The 19,388-nt window shown below is 63.9% G+C and carries 22 protein-coding genes; 9 read left to right on the forward strand and 13 right to left on the reverse strand.

What is annotated here, in order from left to right; translation table 11 throughout:
• Window positions 1-62: 62 nt before the first annotated feature.
• Window positions 63-974 (reverse strand): CHAD domain-containing protein, encoded by a 912-nt coding sequence (locus tag U4Y90_RS30920; RefSeq protein ID WP_321800472.1) that lies wholly within the window; start codon window positions 972-974, stop codon window positions 63-65.
• A 248-nt stretch (window positions 975-1,222) separates the two neighbouring features.
• Between U4Y90_RS30920 and U4Y90_RS30925 the strand changes: the two genes are divergently transcribed.
• The 4 genes from U4Y90_RS30925 (at window position 1,223) to flhC (ending at window position 3,402) form a co-directional block, all read left to right on the forward strand.
• Complete coding sequence (locus tag U4Y90_RS30925) at window positions 1,223-1,591, forward strand: NUDIX hydrolase (RefSeq protein ID WP_321800394.1); 369 nt, start codon at window positions 1,223-1,225, stop codon at window positions 1,589-1,591.
• A 176-nt stretch (window positions 1,592-1,767) separates the two neighbouring features.
• Window positions 1,768-1,962, forward strand: coding sequence for a hypothetical protein (locus U4Y90_RS30930; RefSeq protein WP_321800397.1), 195 nt, complete (start codon window positions 1,768-1,770; stop codon window positions 1,960-1,962).
• Window positions 1,963-2,449: 487 nt separating this feature from the next.
• Complete coding sequence (flhD, locus tag U4Y90_RS30935; protein ID WP_321800473.1) at window positions 2,450-2,767, forward strand: flagellar transcriptional regulator FlhD; 318 nt, start codon at window positions 2,450-2,452, stop codon at window positions 2,765-2,767.
• 11 nt (window positions 2,768-2,778) lie between these two features.
• Window positions 2,779-3,402 carry a flagellar transcriptional regulator FlhC gene (gene flhC / locus U4Y90_RS30940; RefSeq protein WP_321800399.1) on the forward strand — a complete coding sequence of 208 codons (624 nt, stop codon included), beginning with the start codon at window positions 2,779-2,781 and terminating at the stop codon, window positions 3,400-3,402.
• A gap of 20 nt (window positions 3,403-3,422) precedes the next feature.
• On the opposite strand, the gene U4Y90_RS30945 is transcribed toward flhC, so the two are convergent.
• From U4Y90_RS30945 to U4Y90_RS30955, 3 genes are all read right to left on the reverse strand, one after another.
• Window positions 3,423-4,865, reverse strand: coding sequence for a cytochrome-c peroxidase (locus U4Y90_RS30945; protein WP_321800401.1), 1,443 nt, complete (start codon window positions 4,863-4,865; stop codon window positions 3,423-3,425).
• A gap of 86 nt (window positions 4,866-4,951) precedes the next feature.
• Window positions 4,952-6,781 carry an alkaline phosphatase family protein gene (locus U4Y90_RS30950; protein ID WP_321800402.1) on the reverse strand — a complete coding sequence of 610 codons (1,830 nt, stop codon included), beginning with the start codon at window positions 6,779-6,781 and terminating at the stop codon, window positions 4,952-4,954.
• Between the two features lie 398 nt (window positions 6,782-7,179).
• Window positions 7,180-7,668, reverse strand: coding sequence for a diacylglycerol kinase (locus tag U4Y90_RS30955; protein WP_321800403.1), 489 nt, complete (start codon window positions 7,666-7,668; stop codon window positions 7,180-7,182).
• Between the two features lie 143 nt (window positions 7,669-7,811).
• Between U4Y90_RS30955 and U4Y90_RS30960 the strand changes: the two genes are divergently transcribed.
• On the forward strand, window positions 7,812-8,048 hold the full coding sequence (locus U4Y90_RS30960) for a hypothetical protein (protein ID WP_321800404.1): 237 nt from the start codon (window positions 7,812-7,814) through the stop codon (window positions 8,046-8,048).
• On the opposite strand, the gene U4Y90_RS30965 is transcribed toward U4Y90_RS30960, so the two are convergent.
• From U4Y90_RS30965 to U4Y90_RS30985, 5 genes are all read right to left on the reverse strand, one after another.
• Window positions 8,034-8,357, reverse strand: coding sequence for a hypothetical protein (locus tag U4Y90_RS30965; protein WP_321800406.1), 324 nt, complete (start codon window positions 8,355-8,357; stop codon window positions 8,034-8,036). The genes U4Y90_RS30960 and U4Y90_RS30965 overlap by 15 nt on opposite strands.
• Window positions 8,358-8,399: 42 nt before the next feature.
• Entirely contained in the window at window positions 8,400-10,052 is a 1,653-nt protein-coding gene (locus U4Y90_RS30970) for a fatty acid--CoA ligase (RefSeq protein ID WP_321800408.1), read from the reverse strand.
• Between the two features lie 44 nt (window positions 10,053-10,096).
• Window positions 10,097-10,459: a BON domain-containing protein gene (locus tag U4Y90_RS30975; protein ID WP_321800410.1), complete on the reverse strand. Its 363-nt coding sequence runs from the start codon at window positions 10,457-10,459 to the stop codon at window positions 10,097-10,099.
• A 21-nt stretch (window positions 10,460-10,480) separates the two neighbouring features.
• The gene (locus U4Y90_RS30980; protein WP_321800412.1) at window positions 10,481-11,629 is read right to left on the reverse strand and encodes a porin; all 1,149 of its coding nucleotides are present in this window, start codon (window positions 11,627-11,629) and stop codon (window positions 10,481-10,483) included.
• Window positions 11,630-12,025: 396 nt separating this feature from the next.
• Window positions 12,026-12,958, reverse strand: a complete 933-nt coding sequence (locus U4Y90_RS30985) for a hypothetical protein (protein WP_321800414.1) — start codon at window positions 12,956-12,958, stop codon at window positions 12,026-12,028.
• 226 nt (window positions 12,959-13,184) lie between these two features.
• Between U4Y90_RS30985 and U4Y90_RS30990 the strand changes: the two genes are divergently transcribed.
• The 3 genes from U4Y90_RS30990 to U4Y90_RS31000 are packed head-to-tail and all read left to right on the forward strand — an operon-like array spanning window position 13,185 to window position 14,791.
• Complete coding sequence (locus U4Y90_RS30990; protein WP_321800416.1) at window positions 13,185-13,745, forward strand: RBBP9/YdeN family alpha/beta hydrolase; 561 nt, start codon at window positions 13,185-13,187, stop codon at window positions 13,743-13,745.
• Window positions 13,732-14,418, forward strand: coding sequence for a DsbA family oxidoreductase (locus U4Y90_RS30995; protein ID WP_321800418.1), 687 nt, complete (start codon window positions 13,732-13,734; stop codon window positions 14,416-14,418). Before U4Y90_RS30990 ends, U4Y90_RS30995 begins: the two co-directional genes overlap by 14 nt.
• Before the next feature lie 22 nt (window positions 14,419-14,440).
• Window positions 14,441-14,791 carry a Rieske (2Fe-2S) protein gene (locus U4Y90_RS31000; protein ID WP_321800420.1) on the forward strand — a complete coding sequence of 117 codons (351 nt, stop codon included), beginning with the start codon at window positions 14,441-14,443 and terminating at the stop codon, window positions 14,789-14,791.
• 33 nt (window positions 14,792-14,824) lie between these two features.
• On the opposite strand, the gene U4Y90_RS31005 is transcribed toward U4Y90_RS31000, so the two are convergent.
• The 3 genes from U4Y90_RS31005 to U4Y90_RS31015 form a co-directional block, all read right to left on the reverse strand.
• Complete coding sequence (locus U4Y90_RS31005; protein WP_321800422.1) at window positions 14,825-15,058, reverse strand: DUF2934 domain-containing protein; 234 nt, start codon at window positions 15,056-15,058, stop codon at window positions 14,825-14,827.
• Between the two features lie 128 nt (window positions 15,059-15,186).
• Complete coding sequence (locus U4Y90_RS31010) at window positions 15,187-16,155, reverse strand: 2-hydroxyacid dehydrogenase (protein WP_321800424.1); 969 nt, start codon at window positions 16,153-16,155, stop codon at window positions 15,187-15,189.
• 59 nt (window positions 16,156-16,214) lie between these two features.
• Entirely contained in the window at window positions 16,215-17,570 is a 1,356-nt protein-coding gene (locus U4Y90_RS31015; protein WP_321800426.1) for an MFS transporter, read from the reverse strand.
• A gap of 133 nt (window positions 17,571-17,703) precedes the next feature.
• Between U4Y90_RS31015 and U4Y90_RS31020 the strand changes: the two genes are divergently transcribed.
• Window positions 17,704-18,867: a citrate synthase family protein gene (locus U4Y90_RS31020; protein ID WP_321800427.1), complete on the forward strand. Its 1,164-nt coding sequence runs from the start codon at window positions 17,704-17,706 to the stop codon at window positions 18,865-18,867.
• Window positions 18,868-18,895: 28 nt separating this feature from the next.
• Here the strand turns inward: U4Y90_RS31020 and U4Y90_RS31025 are convergent, their stop codons facing one another.
• Complete coding sequence (locus U4Y90_RS31025) at window positions 18,896-19,372, reverse strand: hypothetical protein (protein WP_321800429.1); 477 nt, start codon at window positions 19,370-19,372, stop codon at window positions 18,896-18,898.
• Window positions 19,373-19,388 lie beyond the last annotated feature (16 nt).

The following is a 19,388-nucleotide window of genomic DNA, read 5'->3' on the forward strand; positions in this document are numbered from 1 at the left end:
CATTTCAAGGATTCGCGATTCGCATCGGCAAATCGGAAAATGCGACCGCCGCCGATGTAGACTCAGTCCACAATTGCCCGGACATGCCGTGACGCTGCCCGCATGCGCCGGCCCTTTTGCTTTTCAAGCCATTGCAGCGATTCCTGCACGACTTCGGGCGGAACGCCGTCGAATATCGCGCCTCGAATCAGCGTCTCGCTTGCGGCAATATCGTTGAACTGCCCGAGCTTGTTCTGCACCGACGTCAGCTTCCGAATGGCGCGGCCGTGTCCGCTCTTGATGACAGGCCGAAAGAACTCCAGCAGATACCTCAGTTTCTTGCCGGCCTTGCGAACATCGTGAAGGTCTTCTTCGTGTGCCGTCTCCAGGCGAGCGGCATACCTGCTGCGCCTTTTCAACGCGCGCCGCGCACGACGAACGCGATTCTCGGCGAAGTCTCGAATGAGGAGGTCGTCGCAATTGGACTCCAGGGTCACGCGAGCGCGAAGCAAGGCATCGTTGAGGAACGCTTCGATGACGTCGCTTTGTATCATCGCCTGGCTATGCGCCACGGCCTGTGCCCGCTTCTCCTGCGCAGCGGCCACGAGGAGCCCCATCGATGCCCGCGATTCCTGAGCGGCTTTCAACAGGCCGCCTGCAATATCCCAGTCGCGGGTTCCGCCCGCGACGGCAGCAAGGCGCTTGAACTCCCCGGTGGCCTGCGCGGTGGCCTCTTCGCCGAGGTAAGGGGAATAGGCCCAGTACAGCGCACGAAGCTTTCTGAACGCGACTCGAAGCTGATGAAAGCCTTCGGCATCGCAGTTCGTAGCCAGTTCTCGCGCCCGCCTCACGGCCTCGGCGACCACGGGTGTCGCCAGCGATGAAAACGTGTTTGCGATGGAGCTGGTTTCCGAGAGCGATGAATCCGCCGATCGACGGTCCGCCTTGAACAGATTGACCGGTTGCGGCAAAGGCCAGTCGGCATCCATATCCACCATTGCAGCCCTCAGCATCGCGAGAAGATAGTGTCGCAAGACCTTAGCACAGCGATGTCCTCGCAATCCGGTTTCCATGAAGGTTTGATGAAGGGTCTGCGACGTGTGGCGTCCACGCCGCGTTTGCGCTGGAATATCGACCTGCCCTTGCAATACCTGTATTACGATGCGCGGTTATATCCGGCACGACCCGATACGCTGCCGCATCGAGCGCGGCTCGATGTCACCTGGACATATGGGAGGTCGTTTTGAAGAAGCGCGCCACCGTGATCTGTCGCCGAGGGAAGCGAATTCTCCTCGTTGCACGCGATCAGTCGAAGTGGACGTTGCCGGGCGGGATGCTGAAACGCGGAGAGCAACGCCTGGACGCCGCGCTGCGCGAACTCAAGGAAGAGACACGGCTTCTCGGGAAATCCGCCAAGCACCTCTTCGACTTTCGAGGCAAGCAGAAGCATCATCACGTCGTCTCGTGCGAGATCCCGGCTCGCGCGAAAGCCCGACCGAGCAACGAAATCTCCAGGTGCCGCTGGGTTCATTTCGACGATCTTCCCCGGCTGCTCACCAGTTCGCCCACGATCGACATCGTGAAACTCATGAATCAGCGACGCAGAAAGTGACCCGTGCTTTCAGGCACCCGGTCTCCGTCTGCGGCCCTGCCCTGTATCGCTTCGACGTCGACGCAATGCGAACCAGGCTCGCCAAATTGATGAGCAAGAAACGGAACGTATCCGGCCAACTCCGGCGATAGCCTGACGACTCCGAACCGACAGGTTCGCATCCACGGAGTCTCGCCATGTTGCCGCTTCTATCGTTTCATGCCCTCGCAGCACAGCGCGGTGACGGACTGAAGCCGGAACTGCTCGCCTTGCTCGCGCGTCATGCGGGTCTCGGCGCCGTCATCGTGGCGGCGAACATCGAACCGGCCGATGAAGCGCCCCAGCAAGATCCCGCACACGATCCGCGCCCGGACCACCGTGACGCCGGCTGAAGCGTGCGCGTCATCGCCGGCGCTTTTTTTCGAGCGAAACCGCAACGCAAGGCGAGCGGCGCGCAGTCCTGCGGGATCTTCGTGACGACGAGCGTCTGTCTCCTCGTACGGGATGAGCCGCCGGGTGACGCAACGTTAGTGCCATCGGCATGACTTTGCCGTGGTAACGCAGCACCTTGCGCCGCGGCCCGCACCATCGGAAACGCCGGCACACGATGCCGAAATCCAACAACTCCATCTAAGCGCCGCACGCGCGCCACCCGGTGGCCGAAGCGACCTTGTCGGTTCGATAGATTCGGAAAGGAAGCGCCAAATCGACACGCTTGCATTTCCATTCGGCCAACTCTACGCTTACGCGGAATTTGTGACTAAATGTAACGTCTGTATCAAGAAGCCACCGGCGTCCGGCGACGGCGCATGGGAAATAAAAAACCGCACGGCACAATGCCGGCAGCAACAACGGGGTTTTTCCGAAGAGCGGGAAACCATGAATAGTAGTGAATCGCTTGACTCGATCCGCGAGATCAACCTCTCGTACATCATCCTCGCGCAGCGCATGTTGCTCGAGGACAAGTCCGTCGCCATGTTCCGACTCGGGCTTTCGCCGGAAATCGCGATGATTCTGGCGAACCTCTCGCCGGCGCAAGTCATCAAGCTTTGCAGCTCGAATCAGCTCTTGTGCGCGTTCCGGTTCAACGATCACACGTTGCTGTCCGCGCTGACGCAACCTTCCACGCATGTGGACGTGGGCCCCACGCACGCGGCGATCCTGCTGGCGGGCCAGCCGGCAGAACAGTTTGCGTGAGGATGGCGACCATGCTCCGCAAAAGCATTAGCGACGACGCACAAGAGGTCTATCGCGCGATCGCCCTGATCGAACTGGGAGCGCGCATGCAGTTGCTCGAAACGGAACTGACGCTTTCGCGCGACCGCATGATCCGTCTGTATCGGGAATTGAAAGGCGCGCCTCCGCCCAAAGGCATGCTGCCATTCTCGGCGGATTGGTACATGACCTGGATGCCCAACATCCATTCATCGCTGTTCTACAACATGTATCTGTTCCTCAAGGAGCAGACGGGTTGCTCACGTCTCGATTCCTTGACCAAGGCGTATCGGCTGTACGTCGAGCATTGCGAACACAACCGGCTCGAGATCGTCCTGAGTCTGACGCGTGCGTGGACGCTGGTGCGTTTCTTCGAAGCCGACATCCTGCAGCAGACGCCGTGCTGCCGCTGCAAGGGCAGGTTCATCGCGCACAAGCACGACCTCCAGTCGGGTTTCGTGTGCGGCGCATGCCAGCCGCCGTCGCGCGCGGGCAGGACCAAGAAGGCCGCGGTCGCGCGCATCGCGGAACTCGAAAACGCACGCGTTCCAGCCGATGCGCAATGCGATGAAAAGCGCGCCGCCGACGAACCCGAGCGCGGTCCGCTAGCCGCCTGAGGCTCGCCGCGCGCGCCCGGTCAAGGCTTATATCCGTCGGTGAGCGTGTTCATGAACGCGATGATGTCCTCGATTTCGTCGTCGGTCATCGCCGGTTTGTCGCCGAGCTTGCGATCGAACGGCGCATCCGCGACGTCGATATTCGCCTGATACTTTTCCGGAAGATCGTCGTATTTCTGCGGCTTGCCGGCCGCATCGAGCGGATAGATCTTCTCGGGGTTCGTGTTGCGCAAGTTATAGAAATCCATCACCTGCTTCAGGTCGTGGTACACGCCGTTATGAAAGAACGCGTGGCGCGTCGCGACGTTGCGCAGCGTCGGCGTCAGGAACATGCCGCAGTATTGCGTCAGCTCGGCCGCGTCGGTGCGAAAGGGGCCGCAGACGCCCATGTCGTGGAACGCCGGATTCTGGTTGACCGGCAGATCGCGATTGCGCGGCACGCCGAGCGCTTCGTATTGCGTGTCGGTAAAGAGCGGCGGCAAATGGTCGGAAGTCGGCTTGCTCAGATGGCAGCCCGCGCAGTTCGCCTTGTCCGGATCGTTGAAGAGGCGCAAGCCGCGCAACTCGGCTTGCGTGAGGCGCGCCTTGCCCTGCAGCCAGTAGTCGTATTTGCTGGTGAAGCGATGAAACGACGGGTCTTCGAACTGATAGCGCCCCACCGCGAACATCGCTTCGTCGAGCAGCAGATCGGGTTGGCTCGCGATCCGGTCGCCGAACAACTGCTTGAACTGATCGAGATACTTCGCTTTCAGCAGTTTCCGCACGACCTCGTCCGTGCTCTTGTTCGCCATTTCGACCGGGTTCAGCATCGGCACGATCGCCTGGTCCTGCAACGTGCTCGCGCGGCCGTCCCAGAAGAGACCGCCCTGCGGCACGAGCGCGGGCGCGGCGGGCGCGACCCCGGCCGTTTTGGTCGCGCGTTGCGTGCCGCCCGCCACGGTGGCGAGCTGATCCAGCGTGACGGGCGCGGCGTCCGTGTCGTTCTGATCGGGGCCGATCGAGAACGGCGCCTGCCGATAGAGATAGGCGAGCGAAGGCGGCGGCCGGTAACCCGCGTCCTCGAGATGCGGTCCGCCGAGCTGCACCGACAGCGCGTTGGGCGGACCGTAGGCGTGGTCGGGGCTGTGACAGGACGCGCACGATTGCTTGCCCGATGCCGACAGCGACGGATCGTTGAAAATCTGCTTGCCGAGCAGGGCCACCTCGCTCAACGGCTGGCCGGGCGGCACATGCAGCACGACCGGCTGCGGATTCGCGCCGGTGATGTCTTCGACGATCGCGCCGATCGCGGAAGGCATCCGTTCGGGATAGATCGCGGCATAGGCGGCAAACGCGGCGCCGCCGGCGGCGATGACAACCGCTGTCCATGCGAGCACGCGTGGCAACAGGCGTTGCGCACGCACGGGGCGCGGCGCATCGCCGGCAGGCAGTGATGGCGGCAATGCAGGGTTCGGAGAACTCATGGCGATCGTGACGGATAAAAACCTGAAAAACGTCGAGCCAGCGCGTCGCTGCGCCGGCTCGACCCACTGCGAATCGTCGGGCGCCGTCAGTCGGTCGACGGCGCGGCGGCGAGCTTGGTGCCGAGGCTCGGATCGAGGAACACGGCCGGCGTGTTGCCCGCGCCGGACAGGTTCAGCATGCCGCGGATGTCGCCGGCCGTCGCATCGAACGAACCGCCGCCCAGACGCGCGCCGCCGAGCCAGTTGTCCTCGATGAACCTGACGACGGAGGCCTGCGTGATCTGCGTGTGGTCGACGTAGTTGACCTTTGCCCACGGCGAGACCATGAGGAACGGCGTGCGCGTGCCCGGACCGCAACGGCCGTTGACCGCGCCGCCATTGATGCCGAGCGGCTGCGTCGCGCCCGTGCCGGTGCACTGGCCCTGACCCGACAACTGGTCGGCGCCCGTGAAGACTGCCGTGCCGACCTTGGTGACGAGCGTCGTGTCGAACGACGAATTCCTGATCGCCGGCACGACGTGGTCGTACCAGCCGTCCGAATCGTCATAGGCGATCACGACCAGCGTGTTCTTCCAGTCGGCCTGCTGTTGCAGAAAGTTCGTGACCTTGACGACGAACGCCTGCTCGTCGAGCGGATCCGAGTTGCCCGGATGACCGTCGCCGATCGCGGGCGCCTTCAGGAAGCTCACCGACGGGAAGTTGCCCGCCTTCACGGCCGTGAAGAAGTCGTCGACGTCGTACTGGTGATGAACCGGCGTGGCCGTGTTGTCGAGCGTCGGTTCGGTGAAGCCGATCATCGCGGTCGAGCTCGGACGCTGGTGCGTGGGATTGGCCGTCGATGCGTAGTACTGGAACCAGGCGTGGTGCTGGACATAGTCGGTCGGCGCGCTGCCGAGCACGTCGGACCACGTCGAGCGCGTGCAGCCCGTCGTGCCGTTCGAATTGACCGTCTGCAGGTTGAAGCCGCCCATGAAGCCGCCCCACGTGATGTTCGCCGCGTTCAGCAGATCGCCGATGTTCTTGCCGCCCATCATGCCCGTCGGGCCCGATGTGGCGTTCTGCGCCGCGGCCGTGCAGACGTCCGTGGTCGGGTCGAGGTCGCCGATCATCGTGAAGCTGCCCTGACCGTCGGGAATCGCGTTGCTGCTGGTCTTCACCGACGGATTCTTCGGATTGGGCGTCAGCGTCACGCCTTGGTTTTGACCCGCGACCACTTCGATGGCGCCGGGCGTCGACGGCCCGAAGGTGTCGGTCCACGCGTTGTCGTTCATCGCGAAGTTCTGCGCGAGATTCCAGTACGCGGTCACGGTGTTACCGTCGAAGTAGCCGAGCACCTGCGCCGCCGATCCGAACTGGCCCGTGCTGCCCGTGATGATGGAACTGGCCGACGTGAAGAGCGGGAACGCGTCCATCTTCAGATTGTCGTCGGCGAGCTGCTCCGGCGCGTAGCTGTGGTTCTGGCTCTTGGTATTCGCCTGCGAGCGGTCGAGGCGGAACGGCTGAGCGGTGGTCGTCGTCAGCGCGACGTTGCCGACGCTCGGCGGCTTGGTCGACTGCCCGTTGACCGTGGCGGAGACGATATTGGGCGAACCCGCCTGCGCGTTCGGGTTGGCAGCGCCGGTCAGCCCGGCGGCGGCGAGCGTGTTGATATCGGTCTGCGTGCCTGACGTCGCGCTGAAGCCCGGCTCGCCCGACACGTTCTTCGCGCTCGGATAGGTCGCGAAATAATGATCGAACGATACGTTCTCGCCGAAGATCACGACCAGATGCTTGATCGGCGTCGCTGTCGACAGCGCGTCCTGCGCGGATACGGCGGGCGCGCCGGATGCAGTCGAGTCATGCGAACTGCCGCACGCGGCGATGGTCATGAGCGCCGCCACGGCTATCGCGCAGGGCAGTATTTTCTTGTAATACATTCGTTTGTGGACTCCGGATTGCCGCTCAGCGCTCCAGGACCATCGTGCTGGAGTGGGCCGGGGTTATTTGAATGGAAGTGCCGCTCGCTTCAGGCCGATGCTCGAAGCAGCGGCATTGAAGCATTTCCATATGGCGAGACTGAGACGGATTGCTTACGCCATCGCATTACATATGCATTACTCGAATCTCATTTTTGTTTTCATAACATTACAGTCCGAGTATTGATTAGCGATCCGAATCAATTCGGCGAAGCCGCATGCGCGGACCGGTCAGCCACAAAAACGTGCGCTTCTAACCGGCGGCACAGCTTCAAGAATCCGATTTGAGCGCCGACATGACGTCCATCGACCGCGATGCCGAAGCGGGCCCCGTCAGCATTCGGCGCGCGCCGCCGCGATCAGAGATGCGCGCGCAGCCACTGCCATGCGAGCGGCCCGCAGATCGTCGACCAGGTCAGCGCGCCGATCGCGATGGCCACCGTGACCGCCGCGCTGCCGCAGTCCTTCGCGCGCCCGGAGAGCTCGTGACGCTCGAGCGAGATGCGGTCGATGGCCGCCTCGATGCTCGAGTTGATCAGCTCGACGAGCAGCACGAGCAGCACCGAGGCCGCGAGCAGCACGTGCTCGGCGGCGCTCGCCGGCACGAGAAACGCCACTGGCAGCAGGACGGCCGCGACGCAGACTTCGTGGCGAAACGCGCTCTCCTCCCGCCAGGTGGCGACGATGCCGTCGCGCGAATGGCGCAGCGCGAACACGCCGCGCAGCAGGCCGCTGCGCTTGCCGTGCGCCAGCTTTTCGGGCTGCGCGGACTCGCCGGATTGCGCAGAACGCGCAGTCGGGGAAGAAGAGGACGAAGCCGATGTCGAGGAAGAAGTAGGTCGAACCATGTCGCGATGTGGCGTTTTCGATGAATGATATGCCCGATTCGACTCGTCGATGAAACGATCGGCGAGAACAAAGGCGCCGCCACGATGAAAGCCGCGACGGGCCATGTGGTGAAAACGACGGACGGCGTGTGAGCGGATCAGAAATGAAGACGTCGACGAAGGAAGCGCGCGATGCCCGTGACGGGCACGATGCCGCCGCGCTCGCGCGACAGGTCGAAGGCCTGGACGCCGCCCGCTATTTCGATGCCCGGGCCGACGCGGAATTGCGCGTCGCGGTGACGCGCTGGCCGGCGTTCGCGCGGTTGATGAGGCTCACGCCGGCGCGCATCGAAGATGCGGTGCGGAAGGAGGATGCAGCGCGGCATTCACCGCGGGACTGAACACCGAACTCCCGTGGCGGTCCGTTGAGCGCCGCCGTCGTGTCCGCCCCGGTAATCGAGCTCGGCCCGGGTAATGACGATCGGCCCGAGCGCCGCATGCCTTGCCCGGCGAGCCACGACTTCCTTGATCGCGGGCTGCCCGAACGCGAACGCTTCGCGCCGGGACATGACCTGGTCGATGCCCGCGGCGGCGGCCAGCGCATGCTCCGTCAGGACGCAATTGACCGTGACGCCGTCGACGATCGCATCGAAATAGATGGGGCCTTCGCCGACGTACACGCTGTCGGCCTGCGGAAACAAAACATTCATTTCAACCTCGATTGAAAAAAGCAGCGCCGCCCGCGCACGCCCTCACGCGGCGAACTGCTCGCGCAAGCGCTTCTTGTTGAGCTTGCCGACACTCGTCTTCTCCAGCTCGCCGACGAACCTCACGACCTGCGGCACCGCATACTTCGAAATGCGCCCGGTCTCGCTGAAGTCGAGCACGTGCTTTCTGATGTCATCCTGTGAGACCGTGCCGTCGTAGCCCTGTTTCAGGACGACCAGCGCCACCGGACGCTCGCCCCACTTCTCGTCCTTGATGCCGATCACCGCGACCTCCGAAACACCCGGATGCTGCGAAATCAGGCTCTCGATTTCGAGCGACGAGACCCATTCGCCACCCGACTTGATTACGTCCTTGATGCGGTCGGTGATCTGCAGATAGCCCTGCGTGTCGATGCTCGCGATGTCCTGCGTATGCAGGTAGCCGCCCTGCCACAGCTCGGCGGATGCCTCCGGATTCTTCAAATAGCCCTGCGTGAGCCACGGCGTGCGCGCGACGATCTCGCCGCTCGCGCTGCCGTCGCGCGCCACGTCGCGCATTTCCTCGTCGACGATGCGCAGATCGACGAGCGGCAGCGGCCGTCCCGTCTTGCAGCGCAGGCGCACTTCCTCGTCGAGATCTTTCGGCATCGACTGCGGGCTCAGTTGCGCGAGGCTCAGCAGCGGGCAGGTCTCCGACATGCCGTAGCCCGCGAAGACGTCGATGCCGCGTTCGAGCGCGGCGCGCGCGAGACCGTGCGGCAGCGCGCCGCCGCCTATCACGACCTTCCACTTCGACAGGTCGATGCCGGCCGCATCCGGACAGGCGAGCAGCATATGGAGGATGGTGCTCACGCAATGCGAGAAGGTGACGCCTTCGTCGCGGATCAGCGCGGCGAGCCGGTCCGGCGCGTAGCGGCCCGGATAGACCTGCTTCACGCCGAGCACGGTCGCGATGAACGGCATGCCCCAGGCATGCACATGGAACATCGGGGTGATCGGCATGTAGACATCGCCGCGATGAAAACGCTGGCCGGAAGCCGGACTCGCGAGCGCGGCCATGCCGGTGATCGTGTGCAGCACGAGCTGGCGATGCGAGAAGTACACGCCCTTGGGCAGACCCGTGGTGCCGGTCGTGTAGAACGTGGTGGCGCGCGTGTTCTCGTCGAAGTCGGGGAACGCGAAGGTCGTGGCGCTCGCGGCGAGCATGCGCTCGTATTCGGCGGCGAACGGAATCGTGTGCGAGACCGCGGCGCTGTCCTTCTCGTCGATCCAGATGAAGGTGCGCACGGTTTCGAGCTGGTCCTTCATTGCCTCGACGACCGGCAGGAAGTCGGTGTGCACGACGAGGACTTCCGCGCCGGCATGGTTGAGCGTGTAGAGAATCTCGGCTTGCGACAGCCGCACGTTCACGGTTTGCAGCACCGCGCCCATCATCGGCACCGCGAAATAGGATTCGAGGTAGCGGTGGCTGTCCCAGTCCATCATGGCGACCGTCGTGCCGTGACGCACGCCGAGCTTCGAGAGGCCATCGGCAAGCCGTGCGATGCGCTCGCGCAGCGTGCGATAGCTCATGCGCACATCGCCCCGGTAGACGATCTCCTGATCGAGCGCCTGAGTAAAGGGCGTGTGCAGCAGATGCTTCACCAGAAGGGGATAGGCATAAGCCGACTGCGTTGCTTCGAGTACTGCGTCCTGCATTTTCGATCTCCTTGGCCCGGTCTCCGTTCGCCGGATGATTGCGCTTACTGGGTGAAGGCTCGCCGCACCGTCAGCTTGTTCTGCACCGACACGACGCCGGGGACATCCTTCGCCAGCGCGGCAGCCTTGTCGATCTGCGCGGCCTCTTCGACGGTGCCCGTCAGCGTCACGGCGCCGTTCTTCGCGCTCACGCCGATGCTGCCCGCATCGATCGACTTGTCTTTCGCAAACGCCTTATAGACGGCCCGGCGCAGCGCGCGGTTCGACTGCTTCGACGAAGCCGCCGACGATGCGGCTCCGTTCGATCCCGACGCAGCCGAAGCGGCAGGCTGGGACCAGACGTTCCCGGCTGCGAGCGCGACGATCAGCGCCCCGCATGCCAGCTTGAGTGTGTTCACTGCATTCATTCTTTTCTCCGTTTGGCCTTGTCAGAAGTTGTGCCGCACGCCGACCATCGCGGCCGTCGTTCCCTTGCCCGGCGCGACCGGCTGTCCATACACGATCGTCTGGTTCATCGTGCCGTTGTTGTCGACGTGACCGACCTGCGCGTAGGCCAGCGTGCGCTTGGACACGTTGTACTCGGCGCCCAGCGCGAACTCGGCCGAGTGGTTGCTCGAGTTGTTGTTGTCCTTCAGGTAATAGAAGCCCGACGTCACTCTGAAGACGGGGGTGAATCGATAGCCGAGACCAGCCGAATACATATCGATATCGGCACGGCTGCTGTTTGCCGGGTTCTTGCCATGGCCGTATGAGCCGGACACGGAGAAACCATAAAACGTGTACTGGGCGCCGACGTAGAAAAACCGGTTGTTGGCTTGTCCTGTTGCCGGAATGGCCGGAGTGGCGGGATAGGTCGCCGGAAACGGGTTCGCGTCGTGCCCGTTGTAGTACGCCGCCGCGAGGTTCAGGCCGTAGTTCGAATACTTGAGCACGGCCGACTCGCGCGTGCCGCCCTGGAAGTGTCCCGGAACGCCGCCCGGCGCGTATTCCAGCGCGATCGACGCGCCGTAGAACTTGGGCGACTCGTAGACGAGCGCGTTGCTGTCATACAGCGCGCCGATCGCGCCGTTCGTGCTCGTGCCGGGCCAGCCCGCGGCCTGGTTCATGCCGAGCCATGCGGTCAGGATGCTGCCGAAGTACTGCGCGCCGCGCACGTCCGTGTCGTACATCGCCCAGATCATCGGGACGATCTGGCGGCCCGCGTCGAGCTTGCCGAACGGACCGGATACGCCGATCGTCGCGTACTGGTTGAACTGGGCGGTCACGCCCGGCGTATCGCTCAGGCCTGACTTGCCCGTGCCGCTGTCGAACGAGCTTTGCAGCTTGAAGTTCACGTGATAGCCGCCACCGATATCCTCGGTGCCCTTGATGCCCCAGCCGCTCGAATAGATGCCGCCGTCCTTGAAGCGGTACACCTTGCCGAGGTTGGGCGCATTCGGTGCGAACGAGGCCGCCGCCGTGCTTTGATAGAGCAGCCCCGAATCGACGACCCCGTAGAGCGTCACCGCCGATTGAGCGTGCGCGGCCGCCGACGACAAACCGATCAGTGCCGCAACGCTGGTTACTTTCGCTTTCATTAGCTATCCATATTGTCGAAATATCATTCATGCGTTCGATTCGGGGAGCGCCTTGCGCGCTGGCAAAGCGTATCGCTCGAACGGCCCTGACGGTCTGCCCGGCTCCCGCGCCGGACATCGCGCGCAGACATGCGGCGCGCATCGGCCGGCGGCGCATATCGGCTTTCATCGGAGGAGCGGATACGGGCACGCGGCACATCACCGATGCAAGACTACATAAAGGTTTCGAACCGAACCCCTCTCGCGGCGGGAGGGACAGGGAATACGCGGAGACCGCGCCGGCAGCCGCGGGCGGCCACGCCTGGCGCAGCGACGGTGCGCAATCGGCGTATGCCCTAGGATCTCGCCATCGAAGCGAGCGCGCGAACGATCAGCGAGGCGATGCAATCGTGTCGATCATTGCGCGGTTTGCTGTCTCCGATATTCGTTGTGCTTCATCGTCATGTACTCGTCGCGGTCGACTTCATGCAACTGGCGCGGATACTTCTCGGTCGCGTCGAACCAGGTGGCGAGGCGCTGATCGAGGCGTTTGCCGGGCGGGCTCGACAAGGCCTGGAGGTAAGCGTCGATCGCGAGGTAGTAGCGCATCGTGTTGCGCTCGACGAGACCCCTGACGCCGCCGATGTACTCCGCCTGTCCGCCCGGCGCGTCCCGTGCGGCGGTGAATCCGACCTTGTCGCTGCCGATGGTCGCAAGGTAGGTTTTCATCGCGATGCGCCCCGCCGTGCCATAACCATACGAATAGGTCAGATGCAGGAAGGTGCGCGAGGCGCCCGCCGGCGTGGCCTCCAGCATGATGCGGTAATCGCGGGTGCTCATCGGTCCGGTGTCGGCGTCGAGGTCGACCTGGAAGTAGGTGGCGCTCGTTGCCACCGACCGGTAGTTGAATTGCACGCGGTAGGTGGAGGAGAGTTTTTCTTCGACCTTCCTGCCCACGTTCACGATGAGCTGAGTGCCGCTGCCGCTCGCCGCGGGACGGCAATATTTGATGTTCAGGTGCAGGATCAGCACGTCGCACCAGTTCGCGGGGCCTTGCGACGGATCGTTGAGCGCGCCGTTGACCGTGGCGAACGGATAATCGACGACGGCGTAAATATCGCCCTTGAGCGAGGAATCCGTTTCCGCCGACTCCAGATACAACTCGCGGTGAAACGGGTTGCGGCTCAGTTGCTGAGCGAGACTTTCGAATTTGTCGTGAAGGCGCGCTGCGTCATTGCCGGCTTCCTGGCCGAACGCGTCCGGGCAAGCCCCGGTGAACGCGCAGACCGTGAGTATCAGCGTCAGCGCACAGGCGCTTCTGGCGGCAAACATCCTGGCAAGCCCGTTCATTTGCTCACTCCTTTTTTCCCGCGATCACCGGGCGTTCGGCAAGCTGAAATCGTCTGAACATTTTCGCCTCGACCAACGCGCCGGGCAACCATTTTGCGCGTGTCCCCTCTCATCGAGAGAGGGGCGCGATGAACTTCAGCGCAATAGGATACGTGGCAAACAAGGGCGAGCGACCGATCATGATCGGCCCATCGCCGAACCGCTCGATCACGCACCACGAACTTTCATGACTCTCGATACGAAACCGACGATTCTCATCGTGCCGGGTTTGCGCGACCATGTCGCCGAGCACTGGCAGACCCTGTTGCAGCAGAAGCTTCCGAAGGCGGTCTCGGTGCCGCCGCTCGAACATGACAAGCTGAGTTGCGCCGCGCGCGTCGCGGCGCTCGATGCGGCGCTCGCCAAGATCGACGGCCCGGTGATTTTGGTCGCGCACAGCGCGGGCGTCATGATCACCGTGCACTGGGCGCGGAAGCACGAGCGCAAGATCCATGGGGCGCTGCTGGCCGCGCCCGTCGATCTCGAGACGCCGCTGCCGGAAGGCTATCCGACCTTCGACGCGCTCGCGGAAAACGGCTGGCATCCGATTCCGCGCGAGCGCCTGCCGTTTCCGGCGATCGTCGGCGCGAGCCGCAACGATCCGCTCGCGCGCTTCGAGCGCGTCGCGCAGATGGCGCGGGACTGGGGCGGCCGCCTCGTCGACCTCGGCGAAGTGGGTCATCTCAATCCGGCCGCGGGCTTCGGTGAATGGCGGATGGCGGAGACCCTGATCGATGAACTCGCCTGAACCGCAAGGCGCCGCGGACGCGGCCCGCCGTCCCACGGTGACTATCGAGGTCTGCTTCGACTTCATCTGCCCCTGGTGCCTGATCGGCAAACGCAACCTGGAGGCGGCGCTCGTCCGCTTCGGTGGTTTGCGGCCGGACGTGACCGTGAAAGTGCAGTGGCATTCGCATCAACTTCTTCCCGACACGCCGCTCGACGGCATGCCTTACGAGGCGTTCTATCTCAATCGTCTGGGCAGCCATGAAGCGGTGGCGGCGCGGCGTGCGCAGGTTCGACGCGCCGGCAGCGAAGCCGGCATCGAATTCGCGTTCGAGCGGATCGAAACGATGCCCAACACGGCTGCCGCGCACGACCTGATCGCCTATGCGGGCCGCCGTGGCGGCGACGCGCAACGTGTGCGGCTGATCGAGCGCCTGTTCAGCGCGTACTTCATGGACGGAGAGAACATCGGCGACCGGCGGGTGCTGGAACGGATCGGCGTGGAGTGCGGTCTGGAGCGTCAAGGCCTCGCCGATCGTCTGGCGGATTCGACGCGACGCGCGGCATCGGCATCTCACGCCGATCATCGCATCGGCGGGGTTCCGCACTACACGTTCAATGCCCGCTATACGCTGTCCGGCGCGCATTCTCCCGGCGCGATCGTCGAAGCGATGATGCTCGCGATCCGCGACTGAGCGACTCAAGGAGGAGCACCCCATGTCACGCCGAATACCCGTCGGAAATATCGAAGACCTCTTGCCTGGCCAGCGCAAGCTGGTTTTCGTCGATGGCCGCAGCATCGTTCTCTTCAACATCGAAGGCACGCTTCACGCCATCGACAACTCGTGCCCTCACAACGGCGCGTCGCTCGCGAGCGGTCAGCTCGACGGCTGCATGCTGCGCTGCCCGGCGCACGGACTGCGCTTCGACGTGAGGACGGGATGCATGCCCGGGCCGGGCGGCCTGAGCGTCGGCACCTTCCTCGTGCAGGCCGTCGATGGAAAGCTGGAACTCGATGTCGAGGAGCCTTCGCCCGCTTCCGCGCCCGCGCCGATGTGCAAGGCGTGACAGCATCGCTCGCCAGGGATGACGCGCGGACGGCTACGATCCGCTCGCGCCACCCTGCTCCGCGATTTCGCGCTTGGCATCATCGCGCGGGGCTTCGGCATCGAGGTTCCCGGTCTGGCCGTTTGCACCGCCCGGCGAATCCTCGGCCTCGATCGATGCAATCGCCTTTTCCCAGAACTCCTCGGCACGCCCATCCGGGCCACCCTCACGCTCCCACATTTCATAGGCGCGGCGCCGAATGCGATCCTGCTCTTTTTGATCGTCCATGAGTGCCTCCGTGTATGCGTCAACGTCGTCTCGAATCGCAAAACGCTGTCTGTTTCGCGAAACCAGCAAACGTCGTGCCGCACGCAGGCCGCTTTTCGATCTGGCCGAAGTGCCCCGCACCGGCAGCCTCAGCCGGCGCTTTCCAGCTCCGCCTCGACAACCGCCCTGCCGCGCGGACTCTCGATACCGAAATGCCTCGCCAGCGCATCGACGACGTTTTCCGCCATCGCGCGACGCGTCTCCTCCGTCCCTGAACCGATGTGCGGCGTGAGCACGAGCCTGCGATCCCGCATGAGCGCCTCGGGGACCGAGGGTTCATGCTCGAACACATCGAGCGCGGCGCCCGCTATTTTGTCCGCCGCGAGCGCCGCGATGAGCGCGCGTTCATCGACGACCGGGCCACGCGCGATGTTGACGATGAAGCCATCGGGCCCGAGCGCACCGATGACGGCCGCATCGATCAGATGATGTGTCGCGGCCGAAAGCGGGCACGTGAGGATCAGCATGTCGCTGTCTCGCGCGAGCCTCGCGATGTCGTCGTAATAAGGAATATCGACGGGCTTGCGGCTGGGCCCGAAATACGCGAGCTTCGAGCCGAATGCCCGCAACCGATGCGCAATGGCCGAGCCGATGGTGCCCAGCCCCACGATGCCGACCCTCATGTGCGAGATGGATCGGCCCAGCCGGTAGTGACCTTGCACGGGCCATTGGCCGGATCGGACGTACGCATCCGCGTTCACGAAGTCGCGCGTGAGCGCGAGCGCCAGGCCGACCGCCGCGTTCGCCACGTCCTCAGCCAGAATATGCGAAGTGTTTTCGATGCGGATGCCGCGCGAGCGCGTCGCCTGCATGTCCACGTTATCGAGTCCCGCGCTGTAGCTCGAAATGATTTCCAGCGCGGGCAGCGCATCGAGAAATGCCGCATCGATCTTCGTTTTGCGCAGCGCGATGCCGCGAATCTTGCCGCCGTGCTCGCTCAGAAACGCACGGGCCGCGGCGGGCTCCTTGGGCAAATCGAGCACGGTAAAGAGCGCGCCCAGCTCCGCGTGAGTCCACTCGGGCAATTCCGCGGCATTGAGGATGATCGGCTTGGTCATGATTCGAATCTGATGATGGCGTTATGCAAAGACACTGGGCGAAGCGTGATGATCGCGATTCAACTCATCTTGACCCGCTCGATCCTGCCCATGAAGAACAGATAGACGATGGCCGCCACGAGGCAATGCGCGGCGACGAAGTAGAGTCCGACCGTATAGCCGCCCGTCGCCTGCACGAGATAGCCGAAGACGATCGGCGTCACGATGCCGCCGATATTCCCGATGCAATTGAAGATCGCGCCGGCGAGACCGACTGCTTCGCGCGGCGCCGTGTCGCTGACGACGGCCCACGTTCCCGCCCCGGCCGCCGCGCCCTTGCCGAAGAAGGCGAGCGTCATCAGCATGACGATCACGACATTGCTTTCGGTGACGGCGGACAGCACGATGCTGCAACCCAACGTCATGCCGACGATATACGGCGTCTTGCGCGCCCACGACACGCTCCATCCGCGACGAATGAGCCAGTCGGAAATCGTGCCGCCCGCAATGCCGCCGACGAAGCCCGCCACGGCCGGGACCATCGTCGCGAAGCCTGCCTGCATCACGTTCATGCCACGCGCCTGCACGAGGTAGATCGGAAACCACGTGATGAAGAAATAGCTCAGCGCGATGGTGCAGTACTGCCCGATATACGCGCACCACAGCATGCGATTGGCGAGCAGCGTGCGCATCACGCCGGACGAAATCGCGGGGCGCGACGCGAGCTCGTGCTTCGAGTCGATATCGATCATCGCGCCGCCCGCGATGATGTGATCCAGCTCGCTGCTCGACACACGCGGATGATTGCGCGGCTCGTACATGACCACGGCCCACACGCCTGCCGCCGCGATGCCGATCAACCCCAGCGCGATGAACGGAGCCGGCCAGCCGAAGCGCGACGTGAGCCAGCCCGCGAACGGCGAGAAGATCGCCACGGCGAAATACGAAGCCGATGCGAAGAGCGATGTCGCGAGGCCGCGCTCTTCCTTGGGAAACCACATGACCGCGACGCGGCCATTGGCGGGAAAGCTCGGCGCCTCGATCAGACCGAGCGCGAAGCGCAGCGCGAACAGCAGTCCCAGCGCAATCGAAAGATCCGACGTGAAGTTGCCGATGAAACCGACCAGCATGGTCGCGATGGACCACAGGATCAGCGTCGCGCCGTACATCGTCTTGGTGCCGAGGCGATCGAGCAGCAGGCCGCCGGGTATCTGGCCGACGACATACGCCCAACTGAAGGCCGACAGCACATAGCCCAGTTGCACATGATTCAGGCCGAACTCCTTCGATATGCCGGGACCGGCGATCGACAGGATCGCGCGATCCGCATAGGCCACCGTGGCCAGCAGCAGGATCATCGCGAGGATCGAGTAACGCGTGCGCGTCGTTCGGGCTGTCGTGCCCGCTATATACTGGGTCGTTTGCTCTGTAGCCACCGGCATCTCCTGTTTCATGCCCCTGACGCGTCGAGACGACGCGCGTTGCGAAAGCCTTTCGACCCATCGGCCGGACTTCTCTCGGGGAAATTTATGTTTCGCATTAAATCGACGCCATGGACGACCGTCAATCTTGATTGATTCGATCAACGTGAAGCACTGGATGTCCCAGGAGGAGGCCTGCGAAGCCCTCGGCGTGCGCAAGCAGACGCTGTACGCATATGTGAGCCGCGGCCAGATCGAGGTTCAGGGCGACCCGCAGCACGCAAACCGCAACCTGTATCGCGCGGCTGATATCGCGACGCTCCTGAAAAAGCGCAACCTCGGGCGGGCGCGCAAGAACATCGCGGCCAGCACGATGGCCTGGGGCGAGCCGATCATCGATACGAGCATCTCCACGATCGTGCATGGCCGGCTTTACTATCGCGGCCGGGATGCGGTGCGGCTGGCGGCATCGGCGACGCTCGAAGAGGCCGCGCGACTGCTCTGGGATATGAACGGGCTGCCGCGCTTTCCGTCGTTCGAGCCGGTCGCGTTCGACGGTCCCGCCAGCGCGCGTGTCTACGCCGCCCTGGCTCGCGATGCGGCGAACGATCCGGCGCGCACGCCGTTCGACATGTCTGACAGCCTGAATCAGGCGGCCGGGCTGGTGGGCCGCCTCGCCAGCAATTTCGTCGAGCTGCGCTCGGACGAAGGCCCGTTGCATCTGCGCATCGCGGATGCGTGGCATGCCGCGCGTCATGCGGATCTGCTTCGACGCGTGCTCGTGCTGCTCGCCGATCAGGAACTCACGAGCTCATCGTTCGCGGCGCGCGTGGCCGCATCGACGGGCGCATCGCTCGGGGCGAGCATGATCGCGGGGCTCGCCGCGTTCTCCGGTCCGATCCACGGCAATGCCATCGTGCGCGTGCGTGAATTCATGGATGAAGCGCGCCGCTCCGGAACCGGGACGGTCGTGCGGCGGCGGATCGCGGAGGGCGCGGCGCTGCCCGGCTTCGGTCACGAGCTCTATCCGCAGGGCGATCCGCGCGCGGCCGATCTCCTGTCCGCGTTCGAAGCGCCCGATGCCGCCCGCGAACTGATCGACTGCGTCGAGCGACTGACGGGCAAGTTGCCCGCCATCGACATGGCGCTCGCCGCGCTCGTCGAGCATTGCGGTCTGCCCGAAGAAGCGGCGTTCGCGCTGTTTTCCATCGCGCGCAGCGTCGGCTGGATGGCGCATTCGATCGAGCAGATCAGCGAAGGCAGCTTGCTGCGGCCGCGCGCGCGTTATGTCGGTCCGGCCGTGGCCGAATGAACGGGGCCGGCCGTTTCGCCGTCATCCTTTATTTCGCAGCCCCGACGAGTTTGAAGCCGTCGTAGCCCGGATCGATCGGCGTCCTGGGCATATGCGTCAATGCTTCGTAGACGAGCGGCTCGCACGCGCTGTAGTCGGAGTTGAACGCGTCGACGTGCGCCTGCGGGAAATTGACCGACACCACCTTTCCGCCCCAGCGATCGACCGTCGCCGTCATGCTGCACTTGCCGGCTCCGCCGATCTTCAGATCGAGCAGGATCACGTTCAACTCGAACGCCGCATCGGAGTTGCTGAAATTCCATTGCGCGGTAAAGCGATCGCTCTTGCTTCCGCTGTCGACGACCTTCATCGTCTTGTCCGGAATGCCGACCGCCTGAATGACGTCCTGGATGTTCGAACCGATGATGCGGCCATCGGCAGCGCGCGCTTCGTGCGTTCGCCACGCGGAGCAACCGGACAGGCACGAAACAAGAAGGACCAGATGGATGGCAAGCGTACGACGCATCAATGCTTCCTCGGAA

The organism is Caballeronia sp. J97 (assembly GCF_905220305.1).
Classification (GTDB): Bacteria; Pseudomonadota; Gammaproteobacteria; order Burkholderiales; family Burkholderiaceae; genus Caballeronia.

Coding starts and splice junctions, on each gene's coding strand:
- U4Y90_RS30950 (WP_321800402.1), bottom strand. CDS start 6,781: ATGTATTACAAGAAAATACTGCCCTGCGCGATAGCCGTGGCGGCGCTC.
- U4Y90_RS30990 (WP_321800416.1), top strand. CDS start 13,185: ATGACTCTCGATACGAAACCGACGATTCTCATCGTGCCGGGTTTGCGC.
- flhC (WP_321800399.1), top strand. CDS start 2,779: ATGCTCCGCAAAAGCATTAGCGACGACGCACAAGAGGTCTATCGCGCG.
- U4Y90_RS30970 (WP_321800408.1), bottom strand. CDS start 10,052: ATGCAGGACGCAGTACTCGAAGCAACGCAGTCGGCTTATGCCTATCCC.
- U4Y90_RS30975 (WP_321800410.1), bottom strand. CDS start 10,459: ATGAATGCAGTGAACACACTCAAGCTGGCATGCGGGGCGCTGATCGTC.
- U4Y90_RS30985 (WP_321800414.1), bottom strand. CDS start 12,958: ATGAACGGGCTTGCCAGGATGTTTGCCGCCAGAAGCGCCTGTGCGCTG.
- U4Y90_RS30960 (WP_321800404.1), top strand. CDS start 7,812: ATGAAGACGTCGACGAAGGAAGCGCGCGATGCCCGTGACGGGCACGAT.
- U4Y90_RS30955 (WP_321800403.1), bottom strand. CDS start 7,668: ATGGTTCGACCTACTTCTTCCTCGACATCGGCTTCGTCCTCTTCTTCC.
- U4Y90_RS31000 (WP_321800420.1), top strand. CDS start 14,441: ATGTCACGCCGAATACCCGTCGGAAATATCGAAGACCTCTTGCCTGGC.
- U4Y90_RS30980 (WP_321800412.1), bottom strand. CDS start 11,629: ATGAAAGCGAAAGTAACCAGCGTTGCGGCACTGATCGGTTTGTCGTCG.
- U4Y90_RS30965 (WP_321800406.1), bottom strand. CDS start 8,357: ATGAATGTTTTGTTTCCGCAGGCCGACAGCGTGTACGTCGGCGAAGGC.
- U4Y90_RS30945 (WP_321800401.1), bottom strand. CDS start 4,865: ATGAGTTCTCCGAACCCTGCATTGCCGCCATCACTGCCTGCCGGCGAT.
- U4Y90_RS31025 (WP_321800429.1), bottom strand. CDS start 19,372: ATGCGTCGTACGCTTGCCATCCATCTGGTCCTTCTTGTTTCGTGCCTG.
- flhD (WP_321800473.1), top strand. CDS start 2,450: ATGAATAGTAGTGAATCGCTTGACTCGATCCGCGAGATCAACCTCTCG.
- U4Y90_RS31010 (WP_321800424.1), bottom strand. CDS start 16,155: ATGACCAAGCCGATCATCCTCAATGCCGCGGAATTGCCCGAGTGGACT.
- U4Y90_RS30930 (WP_321800397.1), top strand. CDS start 1,768: ATGTTGCCGCTTCTATCGTTTCATGCCCTCGCAGCACAGCGCGGTGAC.
- U4Y90_RS30995 (WP_321800418.1), top strand. CDS start 13,732: ATGAACTCGCCTGAACCGCAAGGCGCCGCGGACGCGGCCCGCCGTCCC.
- U4Y90_RS31005 (WP_321800422.1), bottom strand. CDS start 15,058: ATGGACGATCAAAAAGAGCAGGATCGCATTCGGCGCCGCGCCTATGAA.